Genomic DNA, 26,365 nt, shown 5'->3' with positions numbered 1-26,365 from the left:
GAGAATCGTCATGAGTGAAGACATCGATTTTTCCTCCTATGTGCCCTCGGAAGACGAGGATTTCATGAACACCCAGCAACGGGCCTATTTCAGGGCCAAGTTGACTGTTTGGCGCAATGACATCCTCAAAGAGGCTCGCGAGACGCTTGATCATCTCGCGGAGGAAAGTTCCAACCACCCCGATGTGGCTGATCGCGCATCGTCCGAAACAGATCGCGCCATCGAACTGCGCGCCCGTGACCGGCAACGCAAGTTGATCGGCAAGATCGATGCGGCGCTGACACGCATCGAAGAGGGTACCTACGGGTATTGCGAGGAGACCGGCGAGCCGATCAGCCTGAAACGGCTCGATGCCCGCCCGATCGCAACCCTGTCGATCGAGGCGCAGGAGCGCCATGAGCGCCGCGAGAAAGTCTATCGCGACGAATAGGGCGATCTACCGCAAGGATTGATACCAGACCTGAAAAAAACACCCGCCAGCATGCTGGCGGGTGTTTTTGGATGTGGCGCCGGTGATGCGGACCCTGGCGCCCGTCAGCGCTTGCGTGACAAATCGCCGAGCAGCTGCTCCATTTCCTCTTCGAGAGATATCCGGCTCCGGCGCGTTTCCGGCTGGACCTCGGGCAGCTCGTCATCCTCGGTCCGGTCGGCCGCAAGCGGAGGATCGGTCTGGCTGTCGTCTTCCGGGTCGCCGGGAAGGGCTGCCGCCATTTCCTCGGCGAGCATGGCTTCGAAATCATGCTGGGCAGTTCCGGCTGCGCTGGACGCCTGTGCCGTCTGACGCTGCGGCGCGGGCTCATAGACATGCTCGGGTGTCTCGACCGGCGTCCGGGGGGTAAATGTTGGCAGGGGTTCGCTGTCGAGACCCCGGGTCAGCTCGTCAAAGGTGGCTTCATCGAAACTCGGCTCCTCGAACACCCGGGTTCTGGCGCTTTCCAGCGCCTTGCTGGCCTCGGTGCGGAGATTGCCGGCTGCACCTGCGGCGACTGTGGCGGCGGCTGCAGGTGCAGCCGCCGGTGCGGGCCGGCCTGGCGCCTGCGGGGACGGCACCGGCTCGGTCCAGCGGGTCTGGGCGGCGGGCAGTACTGCCGGTCTTGGCGCAGCGGTGCGCGACGGCGCGGGGTCCGGCGCTGCCGAGGCTGCCGGGCGTTCCGGCGCGGGCCGGGGTGCCGGCTGTACACGCGAGGCCGGTGTGCGCTGGACAAATTCGGCGGGTCTGGGCGCAGCTTCCGACTGCGGTGACGGTTCGGGGCGGGCGGGCTGGTGTGGCTGGGCACCGGCGACACTGTCAGGACGCATGATGCGGCTTTCAATGACGATGTCGGTCGGGCCGCCGATCATCACGAGATGCTCGACATCGTCGCGCCGGATCAGAACCAGCCTGCGGCGGGTGTCGACCGCGGCCGCATCAAGCACGGCCAGGCGCGGCTGGCGGTTCTTGCCGCCGCGGATGAAGGTCGAGGCCGCCCGGTTGCGGATCAGCCAGAATACCCCGACAAGAGCCAGCAGAGCCACCGCAACGACGATAACGGCGATCAAAAGCGTTGCTCCCTGACCGCCAAGAATATTGTCCGGCATCCGGTGCCCTCCTGTTTGCCAGCTGGTGGCCGCCCGGCCTGGAGCTATTTCGCCCCATTTGGCCCGGGCATGTTTGCATTTGACGTTTTTTCGGACGATACCACAAGCCGGAAGCAGGGGTTTTCCCAAGCTGTGTGCTGTCTCGTGGCGTCTGGGCCGGTGCCCGGACGCGGCAGAATGCAGTTTTTGCGGGGGTAACCTGACTGCCCGGTTGTCGTGGCGGGTGTTTTGGCTTTCCATGGTTGTCGGAATATGATTCATACCGGACGGATCCGTGGCGGGACGAAAGAGTGATTGATGAGTGAAACGACCCCAGCGACCGGGACTCCGGCGGCTCTTGTTGACCGAAGCGCCAAACCACGCTCGGTGTCGAGGCTGGTTTTCCTTGCTTTGGTGATGGTCGGCGCCTCGGTGGTGTTCTTCCTGTTCAAGGACAGGCTCAACAATGACCTGATGCTCGGCCTTCTCGGCGTGCTGGCAGTGGTCGGCATCTTCTTTCTTGTCTCCACCGTGATCGGCTTTGTCGCGGTGATGCCCAAGGCCACGGCGGATCCGCTCGCCCGCGCCTTCATCGACACCCATCCCGAAGGCACCCTGGTGACCGACGACAAGGACCGGGTGATCTATGCCAACCACGCCTATGGCGTGCTCACCGGCTCGACCAATGCGGCGGATGTGCAGTCGATCGAGTCGATCCTGTCGCGCCACCGCGAATCCGCCGAGGCGGTGTACCGGCTCACCAACGCCATGCGCGAGGGCCGTGACGGACAGGAAGAATTCCGCATGACGCAGCCGCTGGGGGCCGCGCAGGAAACCGCCGGCGCCGGCCACTGGTACCGCTTGCGCGGCCGGCCGATCACCTCGGGCGAGGGCGATGGCGCCGCCAGGCTGATGGCCTGGCAATTGTCCGACATCAGCCATGAGCGCATCGAGCAGGAGCTGGTGTTCAAGGAGCTGCAGAACGCCATCAACTATCTCGATCATGCGCCGGTCGGCTTTTTCTCCGCCGGCAGGGACGGCGAGATCGTCTATCTCAATGCAACGCTGGCCGACTGGCTGGGCATGGACCTGACCGCCTTCACGCCAGGCAAGGTCAAGCTGCGCGAACTGGTGGCGGGTGCGGGCATGGCGCTGGTGGAATCGGTGCAGGCCGAGCCGGGCCTCAACCGCACCGCCCAGCTCGATCTCGATCTGCTCAAGTCCAATGGCCAGAGCCTGCCGGTGCGGCTGGTGCACCGGGTCACCGCCACACGCGATGGCTCGCCCGGCGAAAGCCGGACCATTGTCATCAACCGCGAGGACGGCGGCGCGGACACCCAGGATGCGGCCAATGCCGAAATGCGCTTCACCCGGTTCTTCAACAATACCCCGATGGCGATTGCCTCGGTGGACGGGCACGGCAAGATCCTGCGCACCAACGGCCCGTTCCTGCAGATGTTCAACGGGCTGGTGACGCGCGACGACATGGAGCGCGGCACATTGTTCGAGACGGTGCTGCGCAAGGACGACCGGCTGGCCTTTCAGGATTCGATCCGACAGGCCGCCGACAAGCAGGGCGATATCGCGCCGATCGACAGCCGCAGGGCCGACGACGAGGAGCGGCATTTCCGCTTCTACGTCAATGCCGTGATCGAGCATTCGGAAGAGGCGCCGGAAGAGACGGCCATCATCTATGCGGTGGAAACCACCGAGCAGAAGGCGCTCGAGGCGCAGATGGCGCAGACCCAGAAGATGAATGCGGTCGGCACGCTGGCCGGCGGCATTGCGCATGACTTCAACAATGTGCTGACCGCGATCCTGCTGTCGGCCGATCACCTGCTGATGTCGCTCAGGCCCGCGGATTCGAGCTTTGCCGATCTGATCGAGATCAAGCGCAACGCCAACCGCGCAGCCGTGCTTGTGCGGCAGTTGCTGGCATTCTCGCGCAAGCAGACGATGCGCCCGACAGTGCTGTCGATGACGGATGTGATCGGTGATCTGCGGATGCTGGTCGACCGGCTGATCGGCAGCAATGTCAAGCTGGTGCTGGAGTTCGGCCGCGATCTGTGGCCGGTGAAGACCGATCTGGGACAGTTCGAGCAGGTGCTGATCAACCTGGCGGTCAATGCACGCGATGCCATGCCCGAAGGCGGCACCATCACGGTGCGGACCCGCAATGTCGAGACTGCGGAAACCGAGCAGCTGAATTACCGCGGCATGGTGCCGGGCGAATATGTGCTGATCGAAATCACCGATGAAGGCACCGGCATCACGCCTGAAGTGATGGAGCAGATTTTCGAGCCGTTCTTCACCACCAAGGATGTCGGCAAGGGCACCGGTCTGGGGCTGTCGATGGTCTATGGCATCGTCAAGCAGTCGGGCGGTTACATCTACCCGGAATCGGAACTCGGCAAGGGCACGACCTTCCGCGTGTTCCTGCCACGCCATATCGAGGACGAGGCCGAAAAGGCGGCGGCCGCCGAGGCTGAGGCGCTGATTGAAGCCGGCGCCGATGCAAAATTGGCCAAAGCCGCCACCGAAGGGCCCGAGGACCTCACCGGCGGCTCGGCGGTGGTGCTGCTGGTCGAGGACGAGGAAGCGGTGCGGCGCGGCGGCAAGCGCATGCTCGAAGCCCGCGGCTACGAGGTGCATGAAGCGGGAACCGGTGTGGAAGCGCTGGAAGTGCTGGCCGAGCTCGAAGGCAAGGTCGACATCGTGGTCTCTGACGTTGTGATGCCCGAAATGGACGGTCCGACGCTGCTGACCGAGCTGCGCAAGGACTATCCCGACATGAAGTTCATCTTCGTTTCGGGCTATGCCGAGGACGCGTTTGCCAAGAACCTGCCCGCCGACGCAAAGTTCGGCTTCCTGGCAAAACCGTTCTCGCTCAAGCAACTGGCGACCTCGGTGCGCGAGATGCTGGACGCCTGAGGCAAGGCCGCCTTACAGGGCCGGACCTGTTTCAGACGGCTCTTGTGCCGCAGCCCGGTAACCATACCGAACGGGCCGGTGCCCGGCGTGGAGAGAGCCGGGGCAGGGCGGAGTGACGAAATATTCATCATCCTGCCGCATTTTCCGCTAGAACTCGAATTTCCGAATTGCCAAGAGGGGCCATCATGAAAACCAAACTTTTGATCGCGGCGCTGGCTGCAGTCTTCGTATCCGGCTGCACCACCGATCCGTATACCGGCCAGTCCAAGGTCTCCAATCTGGCCGGCGGGGCCGCGCTTGGCGCTCTCGGCGGCGCAGCTCTCGGCACGCTTGCCGGCGGCGATGATCGCAAGAACGCGCTGATCGGCGCCGGCGTTGGCGCACTCGCCGGTGGCGCCATCGGCGGTTACATGGACCAGCAGGAAAACCAGTTGCGCGCGCAGTTGCAGGGCACCGGCGTTTCGGTGACCCGCATGGGCGACAAGATCATTCTCAACATGCCGTCCAACATCACCTTTGACAGCGACCAGTCGGCAGTCAAGCCGGAGTTCTATCCGACGCTGAATTCGGTGGCGCTGGTGCTGCAGAAATTCAACCGTTCGCTGGTTGATGTCGCCGGCCATACCGACTCGACCGGTTCTGACAGCCACAACCTGACGCTTTCGCAGCAGCGGGCCCAGTCGGTGTCGAGCTATTTGATCTCGCAGGGCAACGATCCGCGCCGGTTCTACACCCAGGGCTTTGGCGAAAGCCGTCCGATTGCGGACAATGCAACGGATGCGGGCCGCGCCGCCAACCGCCGCGTCGAAATCCAGATTTCGCCGCTGAGCTGATCAGTAGCGCTGCAATCACTCAAGACCATCAGGCCCGGTAGCTGACGCTGCCGGGCCTTTTTCTATTCACAGCACGGTCGTTCAGCCCGATACACTATATCGTGGCTACCGGCCTGACCGGCGCGGCGGCTTGCGTTTGGCCGGGCTGCGCTTGCCGGCCAGGCGGATGAGGCGGCGGAAGGTCGGGCATTCCATGTGCGAGGGCGCGGGGCAGTCGGCAACATGGCGGATGGCGTTCTTGAGCACCGTCAGCTCATGGATCTGCTGTTCGAGCTGATCGGCCCGCGCATGCAGGTCCGGGCGCGACAGCACCGGCTCGCCCGACTTGCCGAACATGCCGGCAATCTCCTGCAGCGAATAGCCGGCCGCTTTGCCGAGCGCGATCAGCGACAGTTTCATCAGCGTTTCGGGCTCGTATTGCCGTCTCAAGCCGTGGCGGCCGATCGAGCTTATCAACCCGATTTCCTCGTAATAGCGCAATGTCGAAGGCGGCAGACCGGCGCCGCTGGCAATGTCCGCGATGTCGAGAATTTTCATGCTTGACCTCAAGTTGACTTGAATTCGTAGAGTGCCTCGAGACGGAACAAATTCCAAGAGGATCCCGCATGAAAACACTTTCCGAGAATACAAGACACCCGGTCTGGCGCGAGCCGCGGGCCATTGCGCTGCTGCTGGCGGCGAGTCTGGTGATCATGGCCAATGCCACCATCAGCCCGGCGCTGCCGGGGCTGGAGGCCGAATTTGCCGGCAGTCCCAATGCGCAGGTGCTGACCCGTTTGCTGGTGCCTGCGCCCTCGCTGGCGGTGGTGCTGGCCGCGCCGTTTGCCGGAGTTGCGACCGATCGCTTCGGACGCCGGCCATTGTTGCTGGCGGGGCTGATGCTGTTTGTGCTGACCGGCCCGGCAGGACTGTTTCTGCCGGACCTGGAATGGATCTTTGCCAGCCGGCTGGCGCTGGGCGTGGCGGTTGCGATGATCATGACCTCGCAGACGGCGCTGGTCGGCGACTATTTTACCGGACAGCGGCGCAGCGCGCTGATGGGCTTGCAGGTCTCGGCGCGCAATTTCGGCGGCATGGGCTTCATCCTGCTGGCCGGACTGCTGGCGTCGATCGCGCCGCGGCTGCCCTTTGCGATCTACGGGCTGGCGATCCTCTACCTGCCCTTTGTCTGGCACACGGTCCGGGATGTGCCGCGACAGGAGGGGGCAACGGACGCGGCCCGGCAGACAGGCTCTGATCCAGCGCCCAGACCATGGCTGTGGCCGATCCTGGGGCTTGCCGGGTTGCAGATGCTCACGGCCATGGTGTTCTTCCTCAACCCGACCCAGATCCCGTTCTTTGCCGTGGCGTTGGGCTATGACAGCGCGGCAACCACCGGCGCCTATCTGGGTGTGCTGATGTGTGCCGGTGGACTGACGGCGCTGCTTTACAGCCGCATCAAGCAGCGGATCGGCGACCTGGGCGGCTATGCGGCGGGCTTCGGGCTGATGGCGCTGGGATTTGCGCTGCTGCCCGAAGGCGGGCAGTTCTGGCTGCTGCTGGCCGGCGGCAGCCTGATCGGCGCCGGCTATGCCATGGTCACGCCGATCTTCATCGCCATCGCGCTGCAGCTGGCGCCGGTGCAGCGCCGCGGCATTGTCGGCGGCATCATGACCTCGACGATGTTCCTGGGCCAGTTTGCCTCGCCCTTCGCCAGCATCCCGGCCATTGCCGCCTTTGGCTATGATCCGGTTTTTTATGCTGCCGCGGGCGGATTTGCGGTTCTGGCCGGATTGGCCGCGGTGGCAGGCGCCGCCACGCTGCGGCCGCTTCCGGATCAGGCATGATCAGCTCCGACCGGGCACAACGCGCCCGGCGACTGGCTAATCAAGCCCCGCGGCTGTGCGCAGCGCGGCATTGATGCGGTCCTGCCAGCCAGGGCCGTCTTCCTGGAAATTCTCGAGCACCGCACGGTCGAGCCGCACGGAGACCAGTTCCTTGCCTTCGGGCACGGTTCTGGGTTTCGGGGCGGCTTCGACGGGTTTGCTGGTGGCGGACTTGAAGGCGGCCTCGGCCCGGTCGAAGGCGTTGCCGGTGCGTCGTGTTGGCTTCATCGGAGATATCCTTTGCGAATTGACGACAGGAGACCGCTGACGATCATTTTGTTGCGGCCGTCAGCGCCGTGGCAATGCGGGCGGCGAGGCGGGCATTGTTGAGCACCAGCGCGATGTTGGTCTTGAGGCTGGCGCCACCGGTGAGCGTCAGGATCTCGCCGAGCAGGAAAGGCGTGACCGCCTTGCCCTCGATGCCTTGCGCCCTGGCTGCAGCCAATGCTGCTTCGATATGCTGGTTGATCTCGCTTGCCGGGATCTCGTCGGCCTTAGGCACCGGATTGGCAATCAGCATGCCGCCATGGCTGCCGAGCTCCTGGCGGGTGGCTTCGAACCGGGCGATCGATGCTGCATTATCGAGCCGCAAGGGGGCGGCGAGGCCGGACTTGCGTGACCAGAAGGCCGGCATCTCGTCCTGGCCAAAGGCTACTACAGGGACGCCGCGGGTTTCGAGCGCTTCCAGAGTCTTGGGGATGTCGAGAATGGCCTTGGCGCCGGCCGAGACGACGATGACCGGCGTGCGGGACAGTTCCTCGAGATCGGCGGAGATATCAAAGCTTTCTTCCGCACCGCGGTGTACGCCGCCGATACCGCCGGTGGCAAAGACCTGGATGCCGGCCAGATGCGCGGCCATCATGGTGGCGGCCACCGTGGTGGCGCCGGTGCGGCCCTGGGCAATCGCAAAGGCGAAATCGGCGCGGGAGAGTTTCATCACGTCCCTGGCCTGCGCCAGCTTGGTGATCGCGGCCTCGTCAAGGCCTGCATGCAGGCGGCCGTCAATGATCGCGATTGTTGCTGGCACCGCGCCCTCGGCCCGAATCACCGCCTCGACCTCCAGCGCCATGTCGCGATTGCCCGGCCAGGGCATGCCGTGGGTGATGATGGTCGATTCGAGCGCCACGACCGGGCGGCCCTGCGCCAGGGCGTCGGCGACCTCTTGCGTGGTTTCGATCTTGATGGACCCGGTCATGCGTGATGCTCCTGAACTGAACTGTGACTTGGATGCGGCTTTGGCATGCCGGCAAGCGCCTGCGCAAGCAGGGCGGGGGACAAATCGCTGCGCACGGGACCGCGACTTGCCGCCGTCAGCCGCGCCAGAGCGATCCCGCGCTTGAGATTGGCCTCGATCGGTCCGCCGGCCAGCACCCCGTCGAGATAGCCCGAGGCCAGCGCGTCGCCGGCGCCGACGACATCGATGAGCCGGTCGAGCGCGGGGGGCTGGCTGACAAGGACTTGGCCTGCGGCAAAGGCCGTGACCGGGCCGGCGCCGTCGCTGACCAGCCCGCCGGAAAGTCCGGCAAGGGCGAGAAGCTCCGGCCACTCCTGTGGTGTCTTTGCTTGCCGGCCCGCAAGCGCGGCGGCTTCCGCCGCATTCATGGCGAGGACCGTGATCTTGGGAAGGCTCGAGCGCCAGCGCACCACCTTGGCCGGCGAGACGGCAATGACGGCCAGCGGCAGGCCGCGCGCAAAGGCTGCCTCGGCCAGCGCTGCCAGCGCGCTTTCGGGCAGGTTGGAATCAACCAGCAGCAGCTCTGCGGCAGCCAGCCGCCTGCGCAACCGCGAGGTCAGCAGCCGCCCCGCCGGCACCCGATCATAGAGCGCCATGTCGGCCAGCGCGGTAACCAGATTGCCGTCTGGTTCGAGGATCGCCGAATAGCTCGGCGTGGCGCGATCGAGAAAGGTGAGGGGGCAATCCTCGATGCCGGCATCTTCGGCGGCCTGGGCAACCAGATCGGCCGCCGCATCGCCGCCACGCGGGGCGACGAGGCAGACGTCGTGACCCAGGCGCGCGAGATTGCGCGCCGCATTGAAGGCGCCGCCGCCGGCTTCGGTTTCCCAGCGGCCCGGATTGGAGGCGCCGGCGCGATGCGGGACGGAAAGCCAGCCCTTGCGGTCGATATGGGCGCCGCCGATGACGAGGATGCTGGCCATGGCTATATCCCCGGCGCAATCGCGCCGGACCGAATCGCCAGGCCGGACGCGTTGTGCCGAACCGCGCGATCCGGAGATGCGAAGGAATTTATCGGATGGATGAAACAAAAATGGAACATGGATATGTTTCTCATTGTTTTACAACGCGTTGGGTGGGGCTTGCGCAACTGGAACAAATAGAGTACAAACCCAATCACGGTGTACTTATTGCTTGCGATGGCACGATAACCTAAAGGTGGACGAAATGGCACAGAACTCTTTGCGACTGGTAGAGGAAAAATCCGTGGACAAAAGCAAGGCGCTGGACGCCGCACTTTCCCAGATCGAACGGTCGTTCGGCAAGGGTTCGATCATGAAGCTCGGCGCCAATGAGGGCGTGGTCGAGATCGAAACGGTTCCGACCGGTTCCCCGGGACTCGACATCGCGCTCGGCATCGGCGGGTTGCCGCGCGGCCGGGTGATCGAGATTTTCGGCCCGGAAAGCTCGGGCAAGACCACGCTGGCGCTGCAGACCATAGCCGAAGCCCAGAAGAAGGGCGGCATTTGCGGCTTTATCGATGCCGAGCACGCGCTTGACCCGGTCTATGCCCGCAAGCTGGGCGTCGATCTCGAAAGCCTGCTGATCTCGCAGCCCGACAATGGCGAGCAGGCGCTTGAAATCACCGACACCCTGGTCCGTTCCGGCGCCATCGACGTGCTGGTCATCGATTCGGTTGCGGCGCTGACGCCGCGCGCCGAAATCGAGGGCGAGATGGGCGACAGCCTTCCCGGCCTGCAGGCGCGCCTGATGAGCCAGGCGCTGCGCAAGCTCACCGCCTCGATCTCGCGTTCGAACTGCATGGTGATCTTCATCAACCAGATCCGCATGAAGATCGGCGTGATGTTCGGTTCGCCCGAAACCACGACCGGCGGCAATGCGCTGAAATTCTACGCCTCCGTGCGGCTCGACATCCGCCGCATCGGCTCGGTCAAGGACCGCGACGAGGTGGTCGGCAACCAGACCCGGGTCAAGGTGGTCAAGAACAAGATGGCGCCGCCCTTCAAGCAGGTCGAATTCGACATCATGTATGGCGAGGGCGTCTCCAAGGTCGGCGAACTGGTCGATCTCGGCGTCAAGGCCGGTATCGTCGAAAAATCCGGGGCCTGGTTCTCCTACAACAGCCAGCGGCTGGGGCAGGGGCGCGAGAACTCGAAGCAGTTCCTGCGCGACAATCCGGCCGTGGCCGACGAGATCGAGCTGCTGTTGCGCCAGAATGCCGGCCTGATTGCCGAAAAGTTCCTCGAAGCCGACGGCAAGGATGACGGCGGCGCCGAAACTGCCGAAATGTAGGATCGAGCCAGGCGTGAGCCTGCTGGCCTGAGAGCCGGCCGCCAGTCCATGCCGGGCTGGCGGCCGGTTTTGTTTTGACTGCGGCCGCTGCCGTCTGGACAGGCAACCGGGTGAGCGATAAAAGCGGCGGTCCGCCAGTTGCACAGCGGATGTGACAATTGCGCCCCCGACGGGCACTGGCTGTTATCTGACAAAGGGTTGATCATGAGTGGCGTAAACGAGATACGGTCGTCTTTTCTCGACTATTTCAAGAAAAACGATCACGAGGTCGTGGCGTCGAGCCCCTTGGTGCCGCGCAATGATCCGACCCTGATGTTCACCAATGCCGGGATGGTGCAGTTCAAGAATGCCTTCACCGGCCTTGAGCAGCGGCCCTATTCGACGGCGACCACGTCGCAGAAATGCGTGCGCGCCGGCGGCAAGCACAATGACCTCGACAATGTCGGCTACACCGCGCGCCACCACACATTCTTCGAGATGCTGGGTAATTTTTCCTTTGGCGACTATTTCAAGGACCGCGCCATCGAGCTGGCCTGGAACCTGCTGACCAGGGAATTTGGAATCGACAAGAACCGCCTGCTCGTCACCGTTTATCACACCGATGACGAGGCCTTCGAGCTGTGGCGCAAGATCGCCGGAATCCCCGAGGACCGGATCATCCGGATCCCGACCAATGACAATTTCTGGGCAATGGGCGATACCGGCCCGTGCGGTCCCTGTTCCGAGATCTTCTACGACCACGGCGACCATATCCCGGGCGGACCTCCCGGCTCGCCCGATGAGGATGGTGACCGTTTCATCGAGATCTGGAACCTGGTGTTCATGCAGTTCGAGCAGATCAGCGCCGACGAACGGGTGGATCTGCCACGGCCGTCGATCGATACCGGCATGGGGCTCGAGCGCATCGCCGCCCTGCTGCAGGGCCAGCATGACAATTACGACATCGACCTGTTCCGCCGCTTGATCACGGCGTCGGAAGACGCCACAGGTGTTCCGGCCGAGGGCAAGAACCGGGTAAGCCACCGGGTGATCGCCGACCATCTGCGCTCCTCGGCCTTCCTGATTGCCGACGGCGTGCTGCCGGCCAAGGACGGCCGTGGCTATGTGCTGCGGCGGATCATGCGCCGCGCCATGCGGCACGCGCATCTGCTCGGCGCCCAGGATCCGCTGATGTACCGGCTGCTGCCGACACTTGTCGCCGAGATGGGCCGGGCCTATCCGGAACTGCACCGGGCCGAAGCGCTGATATCGGAAACCATGAAGCTCGAGGAAACCCGCTTCCGCAGGACGCTGGAGCGGGGCCTGGGTCTGCTGGACGAAGCCACCACCGGCCTTGGCGAGGGCGACCGGCTGGATGGGGAGACAGCCTTCAAGCTGTATGACACCTACGGATTTCCGCTCGACCTGACCCAGGATGCGCTGCGCCCGCGCGGTGTCGATGTCGACACCGATGCGTTCAAGGCGGCGATGGAACGGCAGAAGGCCGAGGCCCGCAAGCACTGGTCCGGATCGGGCGATGCGGCGACCGAGACAATCTGGTTCGAGATCAAGGACAAGGTCGGTGCCACCGATTTCCTCGGCTATGACACCGAAATGGCCGAGGGCGTGATCCTGGCGCTGGTGCGCGATGGCGCCCAGGTCGAGACGGCAGAGGCCGGAGACCAGGTCGATGTGGTGGTCAACCAGACGCCGTTCTACGGCGAATCCGGCGGCCAGATGGGCGACCAGGGCACCATTTCGGGTGAGGGTTTTGCACTCGAAGTCACCGACACGCAAAAGCGCGGCGAGGGCGTTTGGGTGCACCGGGCCAGGGTGACCAGGGGCACGGTCAAGCGGGGCGCGGTGGCGCAGCTGGTGGTCGATCATGGCCGGCGGTCGAAAATCCGCGCCAATCATTCGGCCACGCATCTGTTGCACGAGGCCCTGCGCGAGGTGCTGGGCACCCATGTGGCGCAGAAGGGCTCGCTGGTGGCGCCTGAGCGGCTGCGCTTCGACGTCTCCCACAACAAGCCGATGACGGCCGAGGAGCTGGCTGTGGTCGAGAACATGGCCAACGAGATCATCCTGCAGAACAGCCCGGTGAAAACCCGGCTGATGGCCGTCGACGACGCCATTGCAGAGGGCGCCATGGCGCTGTTCGGCGAGAAATATGGTGATGAGGTGCGGGTGGTGTCGATGGGCACGGCCACGCATGGCGACAAGGCCAACCGGCCCTATTCGGTCGAATTGTGCGGTGGCACCCATGTGGCGTCGACCGGTGATATCGGCCTGGTGCGGGTGCTGTCCGACAGCGCGGTCAGCTCCGGGGTGCGCCGTATCGAGGCCTTGACCGGGGATGCTGCGCGGCGGCATCTGGCCGAGCAGGACGAAAAACTCAAGCAGGTGGCAGCGCTGCTCAAGGTGCAGCCGGGCGATGTCGCTGCGCGCGTCGAGGCGCTGATGGACGAGCGCAAGAAGCTCGAACGCGAATTGATGGAAACGCGCAAGAAGCTGGCGCTCGGCGGCAGCGGTGCCGGTGGCGATGAAAGCCGCGACATCGGCGGCGTCAAATTCCTCGGCAAGGTGGTCACCGGCGTGATGCCGAAGGATCTCAAGGGCCTGGTCGATGCGGCCAAGACCTCGCTCGGCTCGGGCGTTGCGGCCTTTGTTGCCGTCAGCGACGACGGCAAGGCCAGTGTCGTGGTCGGGGTCACCGAAGATCTGACGTCGCGGCTGTCGGCGGTGGATCTGGTGCGGGCTGCGTCGGAGGCGATTGGCGGCAAGGGCGGCGGCGGACGGCCTGACATGGCCCAGGCCGGCGGCCCGGACGGTGTCAATGCCGATGCGGCGATCGACGCGGTGGCTGCGGCCATCAGCTGACAGTGACGGCAGACGCCCTGCGTCAGGCGCAGGGCGCTTCCAAGTCCTATGCATGAGGTCATGGCCGGGACGCGCGATTCTCTTGAAGCCGATTGTGTCTTCGAAGGCTTGGGTGTCTTGCCGGCACGACAACAGACCGGTTCGGTCGGGTTACCCGGCGGTCTGGCCTGTGGATGCATGCTGCAGCCGGCGTTACGCCGGTGTGGAATTGTCCTGCATGTCGTCCTGGTAGACGCTGGTCCTGTTGCGGCCATCATTCTTCGAGCCATACAGGGCGAGATCCGCCTTGATGTAGAGATCTTCCAGCGACAGGGACTGGCCGGCCATGCACAGTCCCAGCGAAATCGTGATCTTGCTGCCCTCAGTGGCGCCGGGTTGATGGGTGAAAGAGGTGCTTTCGACCGCACGCCGCGCCAGCTCGGCAATGTCAAAGGCATCGTCGGGACTGGTCACCTGGACGATGATGCCGAATTCCTCACCGCCTGTGCGGGCGGAAAAGGCGGCCTTCGGCAGGCTGCCGCGAATGGCCTCAGCGACGCTTTTGAGAATGCGGTCGCCGACGAGATGGCCGAAGCGGTCATTGAACGACTTGAAATGATCGATGTCGGTGAGAATGAGCGCGGTCCCGGCGAGGTTCTTCGGATCGCTGAAGATCTGCGTCATCCGGGCATCGAAGGCGCGACGATTGGCCAGACCGGTCAGCGAGTCGGTATTGGCGATCTGCTTGTAGGTGTTGAGCTCGTTGAGCATGCGGGTGAGCACGTCTGCTTCCGATGTCGGCCTCGCTGCCTGGCTGCCGGCTGCGGCCGCCGGGGCGGCGTTTCCGGTTCCGGGCGCAAGCAGCGGTGCCGCCGGTTTGGCGCCCTTGGGCGGGATGGTGCGGACATTGGAATCCGAAAGCGCCTGAAAGCCGACCCTGTCGACCACGATGTGCCAATTGGCTGTTCTCGGGATGGCGAGACGGGCCGGCGACTTTTCAGTCCGCCCGCCTATGAACTGGAAGGTCTTGCCTTCGCTGTAGAGCAGGAAATTGGCGTGATCCATCAGGCGGACATTGTTGACGCAGGACAACACGACCTCGACGACGGTGCCTGCCGCCTGTTTGCCCAAATGATAACATTTGTAGCGTGGGGACAATCCCAAAACAAAACCCTCGCCAATCTTCTGCGGCAAGTGATGCCAGTCGCCGGTTAAGGCTTTGTTGATTGGCGTCATTTTCGCCTGGTATTTGAACGGATTCGCCGAATTTTACGGCAAATGCGGCCCATGCTTCGATCCTGCAGGGGGCTGGCCGGGTCAAAAAAGGCCGCGCGGCAACCGGCCACTGGTCGTGAAAAGGGGCGTTTCCCGGTCAGGATTCGTGCATCAGGGCCTCTGCGCGTTGCCACCAGTCCCACAGCCGCGGCGCGTCTCGGGAAAGCCGGTCGCCGGCGGCGCTGTCGAGGACATAATCCATTGTGGCGGCCAGATAGGCATCGGCCAGCGAGGGCGTGCTGCCGCAGATCCAGGGGGCGCCGGCAAGATCCTCCAGCACGGAGAGAACCTTGCGGCCCTCGGCGATCGTCTCCGGCTCCGGCTCGCGGCCTTCCGATCTGGGGACATGAAGCCCCCAGACCAGGACCGGATAGACGGCGGTGTCGACGACCGAGATGATCTGGTTCATGCGGGCGCGGCCGGCCGGCTCGGCCGGCTCAAGCGGCGGACCGTCAAAGGCCTGGTCGATATAGCGGGTGATGGCCAGCGTCTCGAACAGTGTCAGATCGCCGTGGCGCAGGACCGGGATCTTGCCGAAGGGATGACCGGCAAGGCGGGCCTTTCCGGTTCCGCCCTCGGCAAAGACATCCAGCGGCTCGAAGCGGAAGCGGACGCCCTTGAGATCAAGCGCGATCCGGGCAATGCGGGTGTAGACGCTGTAATCGGCGCCGGTCAGCGTCACAGAGGGGATTTCGCGGGCGGCTGTCATGATGGCCTTGTCCGGTTGGGTCGTTTCTGCAGCTTGCGGACCGCCTTGAGCAGCCGCCAGCCGAGGAAGGCTGCCAGCGTCAGCATGACCAGCGCCATCGACAGGTTGCCGAGAATGCCGGCCAGCATTTCGATGTTGGAGCCGAAGGTGAAGCCCAGACCGATATAGATGCAGACCCACAGGCATTCCCCGGCCAGGGCGGACAGGCTGAAGGCCGGCCAGGGCAGGCCGATGACGCCGCTGGCGATGTTGAAGGCGGGCCCGAGCGGGGTGAGCAGCCAGCGGCTGAAGAAGACGCCGCTGATCCCCCATTTGGCCATGCGCGGTTCGGCCGCCTGCGCTTTGCGGGCGAGGCCGCCAAGAAATCCGCGTCGGTCGCCGGCGGAGCGGATCACGAAGCGTCCCGCCAGAAAGCCCGCCTGATCACCAAGGGTTGCGCCGGTCAGCGCCCAGGCAAAGGCTGTGAACAGATCGGCATCGTCATTGGCGGCAAGCGCGCCGATGGTCAGCAGCGCCAGCGAGGTGGGCAGCGGTACGCCGAACTGGCCGATGGCAAGCAGGAACGCGGCTGCAGGCACGCCGTACAGCGCCAGATAATCGAGCACTTGCCCGGTCATGGCTGGCCGGAGGTGTCGGGAATGTCGGGATCCGGCAGCTCGCTGTTGGCCACGCCACGGGCTGCGCGGTCGGCCTCGATCGCCTCGATGATCGATGTCGCCAGCGTGTTGAGCGGCAGGCCCTGGTCACGGGCCATGCGGATCAGCGGCCGCCGGTCCGGACCTGCCTCGGCAAGGCCCGCGGCGGCGTGGACGATTTTCGGATCCACCCGGTAGGAGCGGGCGACATAGCGGATGGTCATCCAGCCTTCGATCGGCTCATCGGCATGGTTCTGCCAATAGACAAAAAAAACGCCGGCGCGGATGATGAACACCAGCGCCAGCGTCAATGTGATCAGAAAGGACAATGTCAGCCACCGGTTGTGCCGCCACAGCTTCTTGAGCGTGACGACAGGTCCGGCGGCCATCAATCAGCCCATGGCCTTCTGAAGGTTCTCGTCGATCTTGTCGAGGAAACCGGTGGTCGACAGCCAGGGCTGATCGGGACCGATGAGCAGCGCCAGATCCTTGGTCATGAAGCCCGATTCCACGGTCTGGATGCAGACCTGCTCCAGCGTATCGGCGAATTTTGCCAGTTCGGCATTGTCGTCGAGTTTGGCGCGGTGGGCGAGACCACGGGTCCAGGCGAAGATCGAGGCGATCGAGTTGGTCGAGGTTTCCTCGCCCTTCTGGTGCTGGCGGTAGTGACGGGTGACGGTGCCGTGGGCGGCTTCGGCTTCCACGGTCTTGCCGTCCGGGGTCATCAGCACCGAGGTCATCAGGCCGAGCGAGCCAAAACCCTGGGCGACGATGTCGGACTGGACGTCGCCATCATAGTTCTTGCAGGCCCAGACATAGCCGCCGGACCATTTCAGCGCGGAAGCGACCATGTCGTCGATCAGGCGGTGCTCGTACCAGATCTTGGCTTCCTCGTATTTGTCCTTGAACTCGGCATCGAAGATTTCCTGGAACAGGTCCTTGAAGCGGCCGTCATAGGTCTTGAGAATGGTGTTCTTGGTCGACAGGTAGCACGGCACGCCGCGCAGCAGCGCGTAATTGAGCGAGGCGCGGGCGAAATCCCGGATCGAATCATCAAGGTTGTACATCGCCATGGCCACGCCTGCGGACGGCGCGTCGAACACATCGTGCTCGATGGTTTCGCCGTCATCGCCGACGAACTTGATCGACAGCTTGCCCTTGCCGGGGAACTTGAAATCGGTTGCGCGGTACTGGTCGCCGAAGGCGTGACGACCAACGATGATCGGCTTGGTCCAGCCGGGAACCAGACGCGGCACGTTCTTCATGATGATCGGCTCGCGAAAGATCACGCCGCCGAGAATGTTGCGGATGGTGCCGTTGGGCGAACGCCACATCTTCTTCAGGCCGAATTCCTCGACGCGGGCTTCGTCCGGCGTGATGGTGGCGCACTTGATGCCGACGCCGTGCTTCTTGATGGCGTTGGCGGCATCAATGGTCACCTGGTCGTCGGTCTCGTCGCGGTATTCCACCGACAGGTCGTAATAATCGATCTTCAGATCAAGATAGGGCAGGATCAGCTTTTCCTTGATGAACTGCCAGATGATGCGTGTCATCTCGTCGCCGTCGAGATCGACGACCGGGTTTGCTACCTTGATCTTTGCCATGCTTGATTGACCTTTTGAGGGGGTTGTCGGGGGAGGCGGATGCCGCCCGTTCAGTTGGCGCATCTCATAACAAAAGCCGCGCACGCGCACAACATGCTGACAGCCTGTCGGAGCAGGTTCGCAACGAAGGTAGAAGATTTTGCCTTGCGGGACTGCGCGGTCTATTGGGCGGGCAGGGCGGTTTCGCGGTGCCGGGCTGATGCCGGGCCGCGCTGCTTGTTTTCTCGCGCGAGAATTCGCGAAGCGTCGACATCTCTCAAGGCAATGGTCGTATCCACCGGCACGTCGCCGGACAGTTGAAGGGCGAGATAGCGGCCGCAGCAGACCCGCAGGAAGGACGCGAAGTTGTCGAGATCATGGCCTTCATCGAGGCTTTCGCGGTAAAGCCGCTGCAGCAAATGGCTGACGGTCAGCTGGTCGCGGGCGCCGATCTGTTCCAGCACAGACCAGAAAAACGCCTCGAGTCTGACACTTGTGGCCATGCCTTCGAGCCGCAGCGAGCGGGTTTCGTTCTCCCACAAGGCCGGATCTGCTCCGACGAACAATTGGCACATGGCCACTCCTCCCCAGTTTGGACGGGACCGGAATGCGCCGGCCCCGGTCCGGTTATTGTGCCGCGACCTGCGCCTGCGGCGTCACGGAATGCTCGATCCGCGTCCCGAGAACCTCAAGAAACTGGCCGATCCAGGCTGGATGAGCAGGCCATGCGGGCGCACTGACCAGATTACCATCGGTCACCGCGGCATCAATGGCAATATCGGCATAGACTCCGCCGGCCAGTTCCACATCCGGGCGGCAGGCGGGGTAGGCCGAGCAGGTACGGCCTTCCAGCACCCGCGCGGCGGCAAGCAATTGCGCGCCGTGGCAGACTGCTGCGACCGGCTTGTCTGCGTCAAAGAAGTGGCGGACCATGGCGACGACTCTGGCATTGAGCCGCAGATATTCCGGGCCGCGGCCGCCGGGAATGACCAGCGCGTCATAGTCTTCCGCCCGGATATCGGCGAAGCTGGCATTGAGCGCGAAATTGTGGCCGCGTTTTTCCGAATAGGTCTGGTCGCCTTCAAAATCATGGATCGAAGTGGCGATGGTGTCGCCGGCCTTCTTGTCCGGGCAGACCGCATGCACGGTGTGTCCGACTGCCAGCAGCGCCTGGAACGGCACCATGGTTTCGTAATCCTCGCAGTAATCTCCGCAAATCATCAGAATTTTCTGTCCGCTCATCTTCAACCTCCCGTAAATGATGGATGCGCAAAAGTGCCACGTTCGAGGGGCGGACGGGTATTAGCCGGTTACTACACAGGGAAGCGGTGATTCGGATTGACAAGGTGTAGATACACGGTACTTTGCGCGCATGACCTATGATGTCTCCGATTGCCTGCTGCTCAACACGGTGATGGCCGCGCGCGCCATGACCCGGCGCTATGATGCGCGGTTGCAGCGTTTCGGCGTTTCGGTGGTGCAGTTTTCGGTGCTGATGGTGCTCAGGCAGGAGCGTGACGAGCCGGTAAGCCACATGGCCGAGCGGATCGCCATGGATCGCACCACGCTGATTCGCAATCTCGAGCTTCTTATGCGCAAGGGGCTGGTCTCTGCCGCGCCGGCAAAAAGGGGCAATGGCCGCAGCTTCAAGCTGACGGCGGAGGGCAAGCGGCTGGTCGAGGAACTGGTGCCTCACTGGCAGGCGGCGCAGGCAGAGGTGCGCGGCCTGCTGGACAGACCGCAGCTGGAGCATCTGCTCCCGGCGCTAAGGGCGCTGACGGCAGGCTGAAGAGCCTTGCTGTGGCGGCCATTTTTTGACCCTAATAGTGTAAGTACACTAGTGTAATAGCAATGGAAGGCAGTTGATATGAATTTGGATCCGATCGTGGTGACGGGAATGGGTGTCGTCAGCCCGCTGGGTGTGGGCGTGGAAACAAGCTGGTCGCGGCTGCTTGCGGGCAGGAGCGGCGTGGTCGCCAACACCCGCTTCGATGTCAGCGCCTATGGCAGCACCATTGCCGGCCTGGTCCCGTCGAAAGACGAGGATGCGGAGGGGTTTGATCCGCGTGACTGGATCGATGCCAAGGACATCAAGAAGATGGACTGGTTCATCCAGTACGGGCTGGCGGCAGCCACGCAGGCTCTGGCCCAGGCGGGCTGGAAGCCTGATACCGAAGCAGATCGTGATGCGACCGCGACGATCATCGGCACCGGCGTTGGCGGGTCGCCGCTGATGGCACAGACTGCGCAGACCATCGCGGAAAAAGGACCCAGGCGGCTGTCGCCCTTTACCGTGCCTGCGTTTCTGCCCAATCTGGCGGCAGGCTGGATCTCGATCCGGGAGAGTTTTACCGGCCCCATCGGTGCGCCGGTGACGGCGTGCGCGGCCTCGGCGCAGGCGATCGGAGACGGCATGCGGCTGATCCAGACCGGAGAGGCCGAGGTGGTGGTCTGCGGCGGGGCGGAAGGCTCGGTCGATCCGATCTCGATCGGCGGCTTTGCGGCGGCCCGCGCTCTGTGCACGGCCTATAATGACGACCCGGCCAGGGCCTCGCGGCCGTTCGATCAGTCACGCGCCGGCTTCGTGCTGTCGGAAGGGGCTGCCGTGCTGGTGATCGAGCGGCTGAGCCACGCCATCGCGCGCGGCGCCACGCCGCTGGCGATCCTGTCGGGCTACGGCACATCGGCTGACGCCTATCATTTGACGGCGGGACACCCCGAGGGCATCGGCGCGCAAAAGGCGATGCACAACGCGCTGAAGATGGCCGGTCTCACGCCCGCCGACATTGACTACATCAATGCCCACTCGACCTCGACCGGGGTGGGCGATGCGGCAGAGATTGCCGCCATCAGCCATGTCTTTGCGGGCAGGGGGCAGGATCTCGCGGTCTCGGCCACCAAATCCTCCACCGGGCATTTGCTCGGGGCAGCGGGCGCCATCGAGGCAGTGTTTTCCATTCTGGCGCTGCGGGACGGCATCATGCCGGCTACGATCAATCTGGATCAGCCGGATGAGGCTGCTGCGCGGTTTGACCTGGTGGCGAACACACCGTGCGAGAAGAAGCTCAAGCACGTCCTCTCCAATGCCTTCGGCTTTGGCGGGGTCAACGCGTCGCTGGTGGTCAGCGCTCTGGAATAACGCCTTGTCTTGATTGTGCGCCAAGGCGGCAGTAGTGGTGTCGGCCTGACAGAAGCGGGGTCGCCTTGGCTGATACAACAACTCCACTTGAAACCGCGCGATTGCGGCTGCGCCCGTTCACGGTCGCGGATGTCGATGCCGTGTACGCCTATCACCGTCTTGAGGAGGTTGCCCGTTACCAGTACTGGCAGCCGCGTTCGCGTGACGAGGTGGCGGCGGAAGTGGCGAAGTGGCTTGAGCACGAGGCAGCAGCGCAAGCGCCAGACGTCATCACATTTGCGGTCACGCTAAACGACAGTGGGGCGCTGATCGGCGACATGGTGCTTTTGTTCCGGGACGTTGCCGCGCGGCAGGGGGAGATCGGGTTCACCTTCAACCCTGCCCATGCTGGTCAGGGATATGCCACGGAGGCGGCGCATGCCGTGCTGGATTTCGGCTTCGGGCAGTCCGGCCTGCACCGGATTTTCGGACGCTGTGACGCCCGCAACACGCCGTCCTGGCGGCTGATGGAGCGGCTTGGCATGCGCCGGGAAGCGCATTTTCGGGAACATGCGGTGTTCAAGGGCGGGTGGGACGAGGAATTCTATTACGCCATGTTGTCGAGAGAATGGGCGGATCTGCGCCGGGGAGCGAACTAATGGCCGGAACCGACCGAAATCGCGAGCTGATCACCGGCGGACCGGCGATCATCCTGGTGGAGCCGCAACTGGGCGAGAATATCGGCATGGTGGCGCGCGCCATGGCCAATTTCGGCCTGTCCAATCTGCGCATCGTCAATCCGCGCGACGGCTGGCCCAATGACAAGGCGGTCAGTGCTGCGGCCAAGGCTGATCATGTGATATCGGGCGCTGTGGTCTACGAGACGCTGGAAGCAGCCGTTGCGGACCTCAATTTCGTCTATGCCACCACGGCGCGGCCGCGCGACGGGCACAAGCCGGTGCGCGGCCCGGTGGCAGCCGGCGAAATCTTGCGCGGACGCGAGAGCGCGGGCGAAAGGACCGGTATCCTGTTCGGGCGCGAGCGCATCGGGTTGCGCAACTGGGAAGTGGGGCTTGCCGACGAGATCGTCACTTTCCCGGTCAATCCGGCCTACGCGTCGCTGAATATCGCTCAGGCCGTGCTGCTGATGTCGTACGAATGGATGAAATCGGGGCTGTCGCACCCGCATGAGACGGCTTTCGCCAAGGCCGAGGTGGAGCCGGCGGAAAAAGCCGACCTGCACGGCTTGTTTGCCCAGATCGAGGAGGGGCTCGATGCGCGCGGCTATTTCCGCTCCGAGACCAAGCGGATGAAGGCCGTCGACAATTTGCGCGCGGTGCTGACCCGGCCGGGGTTCTCGACCGACGAAATTGCCGTGCTGCGCGGTCTTTTTGCCTCATTTGACAAGTTTAGTCGCTCCGGCCAGCGCAAGGCCGCTGAGGCGGGGGACGAGGAATGAGCGATCAGCCGGTTTTGGTGTTTGACAGCGGCATTGGCGGGCTGAGCGTGCTGCGCGAGGCGCGGGTGATCATGCCGGGCCGCCGCTTCGTCTATGTCGCCGATGATGCCGGCTTTCCCTATGGCGCCTGGGAAGAAGAGGCGCTTCGGGACCGCATCGTTGCGATTTTTTCCGGGCTGATCGAGCGCCACAATCCTGCGCTGGCGCTGATTGCCTGCAACACCGCCTCGACCATCGTCATGCCGGCCTTGCGCGCCGCCTATCCGGATCTGCCCTTTGTCGGCACGGTGCCGGCGATCAAGCCCGCCGCCGAACGCACCCGCTCGGGTCTTGTCTCTGTGCTGGCGACGCCTGGCACGGTGAAGCGGCAATATACCCGCGACCTGATCCGCGACTATGCCGACAAGGTGCATGTGCGGCTGGTGGGCTCGCAACATCTCGCCAGCCTGGCTGAAACCTATATGCGCAAGGGCTTTGTCGACGAGGCGGCGGTGAAGGCGGAGATTGATCCGTGCTTTGTCGAGAAGGACGGGCGCCAGACCGATATCGTGGTGCTCGCCTGCACGCATTTTCCGTTTCTGGTCAACCGCATGCGCAAGATGGCGCCGTGGCCGGTGGACTGGATCGATCCGGCGGAAGCCATTGCCCGCCGCGCGCTGGCGATTGTCGAGACGCTGCCCGGCGGCGACGCGCTGCCCGATGCCCGCGACAGCGTGGTCTTCACCTCGAACGCGCCCGATTACAGTGCCCAGCGGCTGATGCACGGCTTTGGCCTGAGCCAGGACATGCGATAGGATTTTGGTCATGCCCGGATCAACGCCATCCCTTGTTGAATCCCTGAGCATCCGTCCGGCCCGGCCCGGCGATGTTGCTGAACTGGTGGAGCTGCTCAACCGGATCATTGAGCTTGGCGGCACGACGGCGATTGAGGAACCGCTGACGGAAGCCGACTTCGCGCTCTGGTTCCTGTCCGGGCCCGACTGCGTCGCCTGTCATGTCGCGGTGATGCCGGATGTGCGCATCGCCGGTTTCCAGGCGCTGGCGAAACCCGGCCATCTGCCTGACGGCTGGGTCGATGTCGCGACCTTCACCCGTAGGCCAAGGGTTCCTGGCGTCGGATCGGCGCTGTTTCCGGTGACGCGCGATCATGCCCGGTCTGCCGGGTTCACGACGATCAACGCCACCATTCGCGCCGACAATACCGGCGGGTTGGCCTATTATGGCAAGCTCGGGTTTGTCGATTACAGCGTTGCCCAAGGTGTGCCCTTGCGCGATGGCACGCCAGTGGACCGCATCTCAAGGCGTTATGCCTTGGGCTGAGTCACCAGCGTTTCGGCCGTGATCCCGAACTGCTCCTGAAAGCCGCGTTCGCCATCGCGGGTGATGGTCAGAGAGCGGCTGGAATTGGCCGGGCGGACCCAGTGCAGCTCGAGCGAGCGAGCAAGCAGCGATGCACCGAGCCGGCCACCCAGATGCATGCGCCGTTCACTCCAGTCGAGGCATGTGCGGCAAAGCGGCCGCGCAGATTTAGGCCCGTCGTCGAGATCGATGCCGAAATCGGCAAAGAACCGCCGGCCTTCATCGGTGATCATGCCGGAGCGGTCTTCCACCACGATCAGATCCCGGGCAGTGAGCGCATCGGTGATGGCCACGGCCAGACGCCCGGCCATGTGGTCGTAGCAGGTGCGTGCCTGGCGCATTGCGGCATCTTTCGGCCCGGTGGGCCGGTGGCGTTTGGGGCCGCTGGCGGCAAGATTTGAAAGGCCTTCCAGCGCTTCGGCCACGGCGGGCGAGGCCAAGCGGTAATAGCGGTGGCGGCCCTGTCGCTCGAGCGTGATCAGCTGGCCATCGAGCAGTTTGGCCAGATGCCCGCTGGCGGTGGGGGCGCTGACGCCGGCATGATGGCCGAGCTCGGTGGCCGTCAGCGCCTTGCCGTTCATCAGTGCAAACAGGATGTTGGCGCGCGCCGCATCGCCGATCATGGCGGCCACTGCGGAGATGGATTGTCCCGAAACAAGATTGTTCATGGCATCAGACTAGTCCGAATGACGTGGCGCTGTCATCCGCGATCGCTTCGGCGCCGGCCGAAGCATCAGGCCGGCGAAGCGGCCTATTGAAGAGCTCCCCATCAACCGGAGAGCAGCCATGACTTTCACCGCCAATCCCCGCAGGTCAGAGATCAGCCTGCCGGCGCGCCAGGCAAGATGGCCGGCTTTTCCGGACCTGCTGCAGATGGTGCTGGTCACCTGGCCCGAGCGCCGCCGGCAGAGACGTCATCTGGGCGAGCTTGCAGATCATCATCTGCGCGATATCGGGCTGACCCGCAGCCAGGCGCGGCAGGAGATGAAGCGATGGTTCTTTGATTAGCGCGGCTGATGGTGCGACATTGTGCTCGGCAGGCAGAGGCTCGAAATCCTGTGTATTTCGCCGATGGCGGGACGCGGGCGCGCAATTGTCTGCTAGGTAGACCGGTAAGTGGTTGCCTAAGAGAATCGGTTGCGTGCCGCGTTCAGTAAACGGAGTTGAGCCAAAGTGCAGGTCGGAATTGACATGGGGAGTTTGACGGGCGGACAGCCGGCCAAGCTCGACATTGAGGAATTGCTGGCGACCCGTCTTCTGGTGCAGGGCAATTCCGGGTCCGGCAAGTCGCATCTGCTCAGGCGCCTGCTGGAGCAGTCGGCGCAATGGGTGCAGCAGGTGATCATCGATCCCGAGGGTGACTTCGTCACGCTTTCCGACAAGTACGGCCACCTGGTGGTAGAAGGTGAGCGCAGCGAAGCGGAACTCGCCGGCATCGCCAGCCGCATCAGGCGGCACCGCGTGTCCTGCGTGCTGTCGCTGGAGGGGCTGGATGTCGAGCAGCAGATGCGCGCGGCAGCCGTGTTTTTGAACGCCATGTTCGATGCCGAGCACGAGTTCTGGTATCCGGTGCTGGTGGTGGTCGACGAGGCGCAATTGTTTGCGCCCGCCGTCGGCGGCGACGTCTCCGAAGACGCGCGCAAGATGTCGCTCGGCGCCATGACCAATCTGATGTGCCGCGGCCGCAAGCGCGGACTCGCCGGCGTCATTGCCACGCAGCGGCTGGCGAAACTGGCCAAGAATGTCGCCGCGGAAGCCTCCAATTTTTTGATGGGCCGGACATTTCTCGATATCGACATGGCCCGCGCCGCCGATCTTCTGGGCATGGACCGGCGCCAGGCCGAGATGTTCCGCGATCTGCAACGTGGCAATTTTGTTGGGCTCGGACCGGCGCTGTCGCGGCGGCCGCTGCCGATCGCCATCGGCGAGGTGGAGACCCAGGCGCGTTCATCGAGCCCGAAGCTGATGCCGATGCCCGACGCGGTGGCCGATGTCGAGGACCTGATCTTCACGCCTGATCCGGAGGAGTTCACCCAGCAGCTCGCCCGCCGGTCCCGGCCGGCGCCACGGCCGACCACCGATATCCTGGCCGAACTGTCGCGCGCCACGCCGCTCAGCGATGCGCCGCTGTCGCGCCCCGGCAAGGACAATGCCGCGCCGGAAATCGATTCGGGCGAGCGCGAGCAGCGCATCAACCGGGTTCTGGACGAAATTCTCAGCGATCCGCAATCGGGCTACCGCACCGACGCGGCATTGTACCAGGATTTCATGGTGCGGCTGAGGATGGGCCGGGTGTCGGGACCGCCGATGCCGCTTCATGCCTTCCGCCGCCGCGTCGCCATTGCCCGCTCCGGCGTCGATGCCGAGACGGCCGAGTCCGAGGCCTGGGCGACCGCGCTGTCGCTGTCGGCCAAGGTGTCGGAAGATCTACAGGGCGTGTTCCTGATGCTGGCCAATGCCGCGATCAAGGCCGACCCGTGCCCCTCCGACGCCCGCATCGCGCGCGCCTACGGCACCCATTCCGCCCGCCGCGCCCGGCGTTTGCTGGGCTATTTCGAAGAGCAGGAACTGATCATCGTCCATGCCGATTTTTCCGGCAAACGCATTGTCGGCATTCCCGACCTGCAGGCCGAGACAGCACCTGGGGCCGCGGATGCGGCGGACGAGGATGCCGGGAGCGCCGAGGCGGCAGAGTGAGAGCTCAGTAAGCCGCCAT

Annotated in this window: 27 protein-coding genes; 14 read left to right on the top strand and 13 right to left on the bottom strand. The window is 64.1% G+C overall.

Going from position 1 to position 26,365, the window contains the following annotated elements; translation table 11 throughout:
- Positions 1–10: 10 nt before the first annotated feature.
- On the top strand, positions 11–430 hold the full coding sequence (gene dksA, locus OEG82_RS15570) for an RNA polymerase-binding protein DksA (RefSeq protein WP_267613307.1): 420 nt from the start codon (positions 11–13) through the stop codon (positions 428–430).
- A 104-nt stretch (positions 431–534) separates the two neighbouring features.
- Here dksA and OEG82_RS15565 read toward each other — a convergent pair whose 3' ends face one another.
- Entirely contained in the window at positions 535–1,578 is a 1,044-nt protein-coding gene (locus OEG82_RS15565) for a flagellar biosynthetic protein FliO (RefSeq protein WP_267613306.1), read from the bottom strand.
- 297 nt (positions 1,579–1,875) lie between these two features.
- Between OEG82_RS15565 and cckA the strand changes: the two genes are divergently transcribed.
- Positions 1,876–4,488, top strand: coding sequence for a cell cycle histidine kinase CckA (gene cckA, locus OEG82_RS15560; RefSeq protein WP_267613305.1), 2,613 nt, complete (start codon positions 1,876–1,878; stop codon positions 4,486–4,488).
- 185 nt (positions 4,489–4,673) lie between these two features.
- Positions 4,674–5,321 (top strand): YiaD family glycine zipper/OmpA-like lipoprotein, encoded by a 648-nt coding sequence (locus OEG82_RS15555; RefSeq protein WP_267613304.1) that lies wholly within the window; start codon positions 4,674–4,676, stop codon positions 5,319–5,321.
- A 105-nt stretch (positions 5,322–5,426) separates the two neighbouring features.
- Here the strand turns inward: OEG82_RS15555 and OEG82_RS15550 are convergent, their stop codons facing one another.
- Positions 5,427–5,858 (bottom strand): helix-turn-helix domain-containing protein, encoded by a 432-nt coding sequence (locus OEG82_RS15550; RefSeq protein ID WP_267613303.1) that lies wholly within the window; start codon positions 5,856–5,858, stop codon positions 5,427–5,429.
- Between the two features lie 68 nt (positions 5,859–5,926).
- Between OEG82_RS15550 and OEG82_RS15545 the strand changes: the two genes are divergently transcribed.
- Positions 5,927–7,147, top strand: coding sequence for an MFS transporter (locus OEG82_RS15545; RefSeq protein ID WP_267613302.1), 1,221 nt, complete (start codon positions 5,927–5,929; stop codon positions 7,145–7,147).
- 36 nt (positions 7,148–7,183) lie between these two features.
- On the opposite strand, the gene OEG82_RS15540 is transcribed toward OEG82_RS15545, so the two are convergent.
- Genes OEG82_RS15540 through OEG82_RS15530 form a run of 3 tightly spaced genes read right to left on the bottom strand, consistent with a single transcriptional unit; the run spans position 7,184 to position 9,343 of the window.
- Positions 7,184–7,414, bottom strand: a complete 231-nt coding sequence (locus tag OEG82_RS15540; protein ID WP_267613301.1) for a BrnA antitoxin family protein — start codon at positions 7,412–7,414, stop codon at positions 7,184–7,186.
- Positions 7,415–7,457: 43 nt separating this feature from the next.
- Complete coding sequence (locus OEG82_RS15535) at positions 7,458–8,381, bottom strand: pseudouridine-5'-phosphate glycosidase (protein WP_267613300.1); 924 nt, start codon at positions 8,379–8,381, stop codon at positions 7,458–7,460.
- Positions 8,378–9,343: a PfkB family carbohydrate kinase gene (locus OEG82_RS15530; RefSeq protein ID WP_267613299.1), complete on the bottom strand. Its 966-nt coding sequence runs from the start codon at positions 9,341–9,343 to the stop codon at positions 8,378–8,380. Before OEG82_RS15530 ends, OEG82_RS15535 begins: the two co-directional genes overlap by 4 nt.
- 244 nt (positions 9,344–9,587) lie before the next feature.
- On the opposite strand from OEG82_RS15530, the gene recA reads away from it, so the two are divergent.
- Entirely contained in the window at positions 9,588–10,673 is a 1,086-nt protein-coding gene (gene recA, locus OEG82_RS15525) for a recombinase RecA (protein WP_267613298.1), read from the top strand.
- Positions 10,674–10,877: 204 nt separating this feature from the next.
- Complete coding sequence (gene alaS, locus OEG82_RS15520) at positions 10,878–13,532, top strand: alanine--tRNA ligase (RefSeq protein ID WP_267613297.1); 2,655 nt, start codon at positions 10,878–10,880, stop codon at positions 13,530–13,532.
- 192 nt (positions 13,533–13,724) lie between these two features.
- Here alaS and OEG82_RS15515 read toward each other — a convergent pair whose 3' ends face one another.
- The 7 genes from OEG82_RS15515 to OEG82_RS15485 all read right to left on the bottom strand — a co-directional run bounded on the left by OEG82_RS15515 (position 13,725) and on the right by OEG82_RS15485 (position 18,955).
- Positions 13,725–14,705 carry a DUF1883 domain-containing protein gene (locus OEG82_RS15515; protein ID WP_267613296.1) on the bottom strand — a complete coding sequence of 327 codons (981 nt, stop codon included), beginning with the start codon at positions 14,703–14,705 and terminating at the stop codon, positions 13,725–13,727.
- 178 nt (positions 14,706–14,883) lie between these two features.
- Positions 14,884–15,495 (bottom strand): glutathione S-transferase family protein, encoded by a 612-nt coding sequence (locus tag OEG82_RS15510; protein WP_267613295.1) that lies wholly within the window; start codon positions 15,493–15,495, stop codon positions 14,884–14,886.
- The gene (locus tag OEG82_RS15505; RefSeq protein WP_267613294.1) at positions 15,492–16,112 is read right to left on the bottom strand and encodes a DedA family protein; all 621 of its coding nucleotides are present in this window, start codon (positions 16,110–16,112) and stop codon (positions 15,492–15,494) included. The genes OEG82_RS15510 and OEG82_RS15505 overlap by 4 nt, the downstream gene beginning before the upstream one ends.
- Positions 16,109–16,519 carry a hypothetical protein gene (locus tag OEG82_RS15500; RefSeq protein ID WP_267613293.1) on the bottom strand — a complete coding sequence of 137 codons (411 nt, stop codon included), beginning with the start codon at positions 16,517–16,519 and terminating at the stop codon, positions 16,109–16,111. The genes OEG82_RS15505 and OEG82_RS15500 overlap by 4 nt, the downstream gene beginning before the upstream one ends.
- A 3-nt stretch (positions 16,520–16,522) precedes the next feature.
- Complete coding sequence (locus tag OEG82_RS15495) at positions 16,523–17,734, bottom strand: NADP-dependent isocitrate dehydrogenase (RefSeq protein WP_267613292.1); 1,212 nt, start codon at positions 17,732–17,734, stop codon at positions 16,523–16,525.
- 161 nt (positions 17,735–17,895) lie between these two features.
- Positions 17,896–18,288 (bottom strand): ribbon-helix-helix domain-containing protein, encoded by a 393-nt coding sequence (locus OEG82_RS15490; protein WP_267613291.1) that lies wholly within the window; start codon positions 18,286–18,288, stop codon positions 17,896–17,898.
- Positions 18,289–18,340: 52 nt separating this feature from the next.
- The gene (locus OEG82_RS15485) at positions 18,341–18,955 is read right to left on the bottom strand and encodes a DJ-1/PfpI family protein (protein WP_267613290.1); all 615 of its coding nucleotides are present in this window, start codon (positions 18,953–18,955) and stop codon (positions 18,341–18,343) included.
- Positions 18,956–19,085: 130 nt separating this feature from the next.
- Here OEG82_RS15485 and OEG82_RS15480 point away from each other — a divergent pair, with 130 nt between their 5' ends.
- The 6 genes from OEG82_RS15480 to OEG82_RS15455 all read left to right on the top strand — a co-directional run bounded on the left by OEG82_RS15480 (position 19,086) and on the right by OEG82_RS15455 (position 23,610).
- Complete coding sequence (locus OEG82_RS15480) at positions 19,086–19,502, top strand: MarR family winged helix-turn-helix transcriptional regulator (RefSeq protein ID WP_267613289.1); 417 nt, start codon at positions 19,086–19,088, stop codon at positions 19,500–19,502.
- Between the two features lie 78 nt (positions 19,503–19,580).
- Positions 19,581–20,852, top strand: coding sequence for a beta-ketoacyl-ACP synthase II (gene fabF, locus OEG82_RS15475; RefSeq protein ID WP_267613288.1), 1,272 nt, complete (start codon positions 19,581–19,583; stop codon positions 20,850–20,852).
- 65 nt (positions 20,853–20,917) lie between these two features.
- The gene (locus OEG82_RS15470) at positions 20,918–21,490 is read left to right on the top strand and encodes a GNAT family N-acetyltransferase (protein ID WP_267613287.1); all 573 of its coding nucleotides are present in this window, start codon (positions 20,918–20,920) and stop codon (positions 21,488–21,490) included.
- Positions 21,490–22,290: an RNA methyltransferase gene (locus tag OEG82_RS15465; protein WP_267613286.1), complete on the top strand. Its 801-nt coding sequence runs from the start codon at positions 21,490–21,492 to the stop codon at positions 22,288–22,290. Before OEG82_RS15470 ends, OEG82_RS15465 begins: the two co-directional genes overlap by 1 nt.
- The gene (murI, locus tag OEG82_RS15460) at positions 22,287–23,084 is read left to right on the top strand and encodes a glutamate racemase (RefSeq protein ID WP_267613285.1); all 798 of its coding nucleotides are present in this window, start codon (positions 22,287–22,289) and stop codon (positions 23,082–23,084) included. The genes OEG82_RS15465 and murI overlap by 4 nt, the downstream gene beginning before the upstream one ends.
- 43 nt (positions 23,085–23,127) lie before the next feature.
- Positions 23,128–23,610, top strand: a complete 483-nt coding sequence (locus OEG82_RS15455; RefSeq protein ID WP_425497653.1) for a GNAT family N-acetyltransferase — start codon at positions 23,128–23,130, stop codon at positions 23,608–23,610.
- On the opposite strand, the gene OEG82_RS15450 is transcribed toward OEG82_RS15455, so the two are convergent.
- On the bottom strand, positions 23,595–24,317 hold the full coding sequence (locus OEG82_RS15450) for an ArsR/SmtB family transcription factor (RefSeq protein WP_267613283.1): 723 nt from the start codon (positions 24,315–24,317) through the stop codon (positions 23,595–23,597). The two genes, OEG82_RS15455 and OEG82_RS15450, sit on opposite strands and share 16 nt — an antisense overlap.
- A 118-nt stretch (positions 24,318–24,435) precedes the next feature.
- Here OEG82_RS15450 and OEG82_RS15445 point away from each other — a divergent pair, with 118 nt between their 5' ends.
- Positions 24,436–24,657, top strand: coding sequence for a DUF1127 domain-containing protein (locus tag OEG82_RS15445; protein ID WP_267613281.1), 222 nt, complete (start codon positions 24,436–24,438; stop codon positions 24,655–24,657).
- A 165-nt stretch (positions 24,658–24,822) separates the two neighbouring features.
- A complete protein-coding gene (locus tag OEG82_RS15440; protein ID WP_267613280.1) occupies positions 24,823–26,346 on the top strand; it encodes an ATP-binding protein in 1,524 nt (507 codons plus the stop codon).
- Positions 26,347–26,365 lie beyond the last annotated feature (19 nt).

This window comes from Hoeflea ulvae (assembly GCF_026619435.1).
Classification (GTDB): Bacteria; Pseudomonadota; Alphaproteobacteria; order Rhizobiales; family Rhizobiaceae; genus Hoeflea; species Hoeflea ulvae.
This window is presented reverse-complemented; position numbering and strand designations above follow the sequence as displayed.

Coding starts and splice junctions, on each gene's coding strand:
- dksA (WP_267613307.1), top strand. CDS start 11: ATGAGTGAAGACATCGATTTTTCCTCCTATGTGCCCTCGGAAGACGAG.
- OEG82_RS15565 (WP_267613306.1), bottom strand. CDS start 1,578: ATGCCGGACAATATTCTTGGCGGTCAGGGAGCAACGCTTTTGATCGCC.
- cckA (WP_267613305.1), top strand. CDS start 1,876: ATGAGTGAAACGACCCCAGCGACCGGGACTCCGGCGGCTCTTGTTGAC.
- OEG82_RS15555 (WP_267613304.1), top strand. CDS start 4,674: ATGAAAACCAAACTTTTGATCGCGGCGCTGGCTGCAGTCTTCGTATCC.
- OEG82_RS15550 (WP_267613303.1), bottom strand. CDS start 5,858: ATGAAAATTCTCGACATCGCGGACATTGCCAGCGGCGCCGGTCTGCCG.
- OEG82_RS15545 (WP_267613302.1), top strand. CDS start 5,927: ATGAAAACACTTTCCGAGAATACAAGACACCCGGTCTGGCGCGAGCCG.
- OEG82_RS15540 (WP_267613301.1), bottom strand. CDS start 7,414: ATGAAGCCAACACGACGCACCGGCAACGCCTTCGACCGGGCCGAGGCC.
- OEG82_RS15535 (WP_267613300.1), bottom strand. CDS start 8,381: ATGACCGGGTCCATCAAGATCGAAACCACGCAAGAGGTCGCCGACGCC.
- OEG82_RS15530 (WP_267613299.1), bottom strand. CDS start 9,343: ATGGCCAGCATCCTCGTCATCGGCGGCGCCCATATCGACCGCAAGGGC.
- recA (WP_267613298.1), top strand. CDS start 9,588: ATGGCACAGAACTCTTTGCGACTGGTAGAGGAAAAATCCGTGGACAAA.
- alaS (WP_267613297.1), top strand. CDS start 10,878: ATGAGTGGCGTAAACGAGATACGGTCGTCTTTTCTCGACTATTTCAAG.
- OEG82_RS15510 (WP_267613295.1), bottom strand. CDS start 15,495: ATGACAGCCGCCCGCGAAATCCCCTCTGTGACGCTGACCGGCGCCGAT.
- OEG82_RS15505 (WP_267613294.1), bottom strand. CDS start 16,112: ATGACCGGGCAAGTGCTCGATTATCTGGCGCTGTACGGCGTGCCTGCA.
- OEG82_RS15500 (WP_267613293.1), bottom strand. CDS start 16,519: ATGGCCGCCGGACCTGTCGTCACGCTCAAGAAGCTGTGGCGGCACAAC.
- OEG82_RS15495 (WP_267613292.1), bottom strand. CDS start 17,734: ATGGCAAAGATCAAGGTAGCAAACCCGGTCGTCGATCTCGACGGCGAC.
- OEG82_RS15490 (WP_267613291.1), bottom strand. CDS start 18,288: ATGTGCCAATTGTTCGTCGGAGCAGATCCGGCCTTGTGGGAGAACGAA.
- OEG82_RS15485 (WP_267613290.1), bottom strand. CDS start 18,955: ATGAGCGGACAGAAAATTCTGATGATTTGCGGAGATTACTGCGAGGAT.
- OEG82_RS15480 (WP_267613289.1), top strand. CDS start 19,086: ATGACCTATGATGTCTCCGATTGCCTGCTGCTCAACACGGTGATGGCC.
- fabF (WP_267613288.1), top strand. CDS start 19,581: ATGAATTTGGATCCGATCGTGGTGACGGGAATGGGTGTCGTCAGCCCG.
- OEG82_RS15465 (WP_267613286.1), top strand. CDS start 21,490: ATGGCCGGAACCGACCGAAATCGCGAGCTGATCACCGGCGGACCGGCG.
- murI (WP_267613285.1), top strand. CDS start 22,287: ATGAGCGATCAGCCGGTTTTGGTGTTTGACAGCGGCATTGGCGGGCTG.
- OEG82_RS15450 (WP_267613283.1), bottom strand. CDS start 24,317: ATGAACAATCTTGTTTCGGGACAATCCATCTCCGCAGTGGCCGCCATG.
- OEG82_RS15445 (WP_267613281.1), top strand. CDS start 24,436: ATGACTTTCACCGCCAATCCCCGCAGGTCAGAGATCAGCCTGCCGGCG.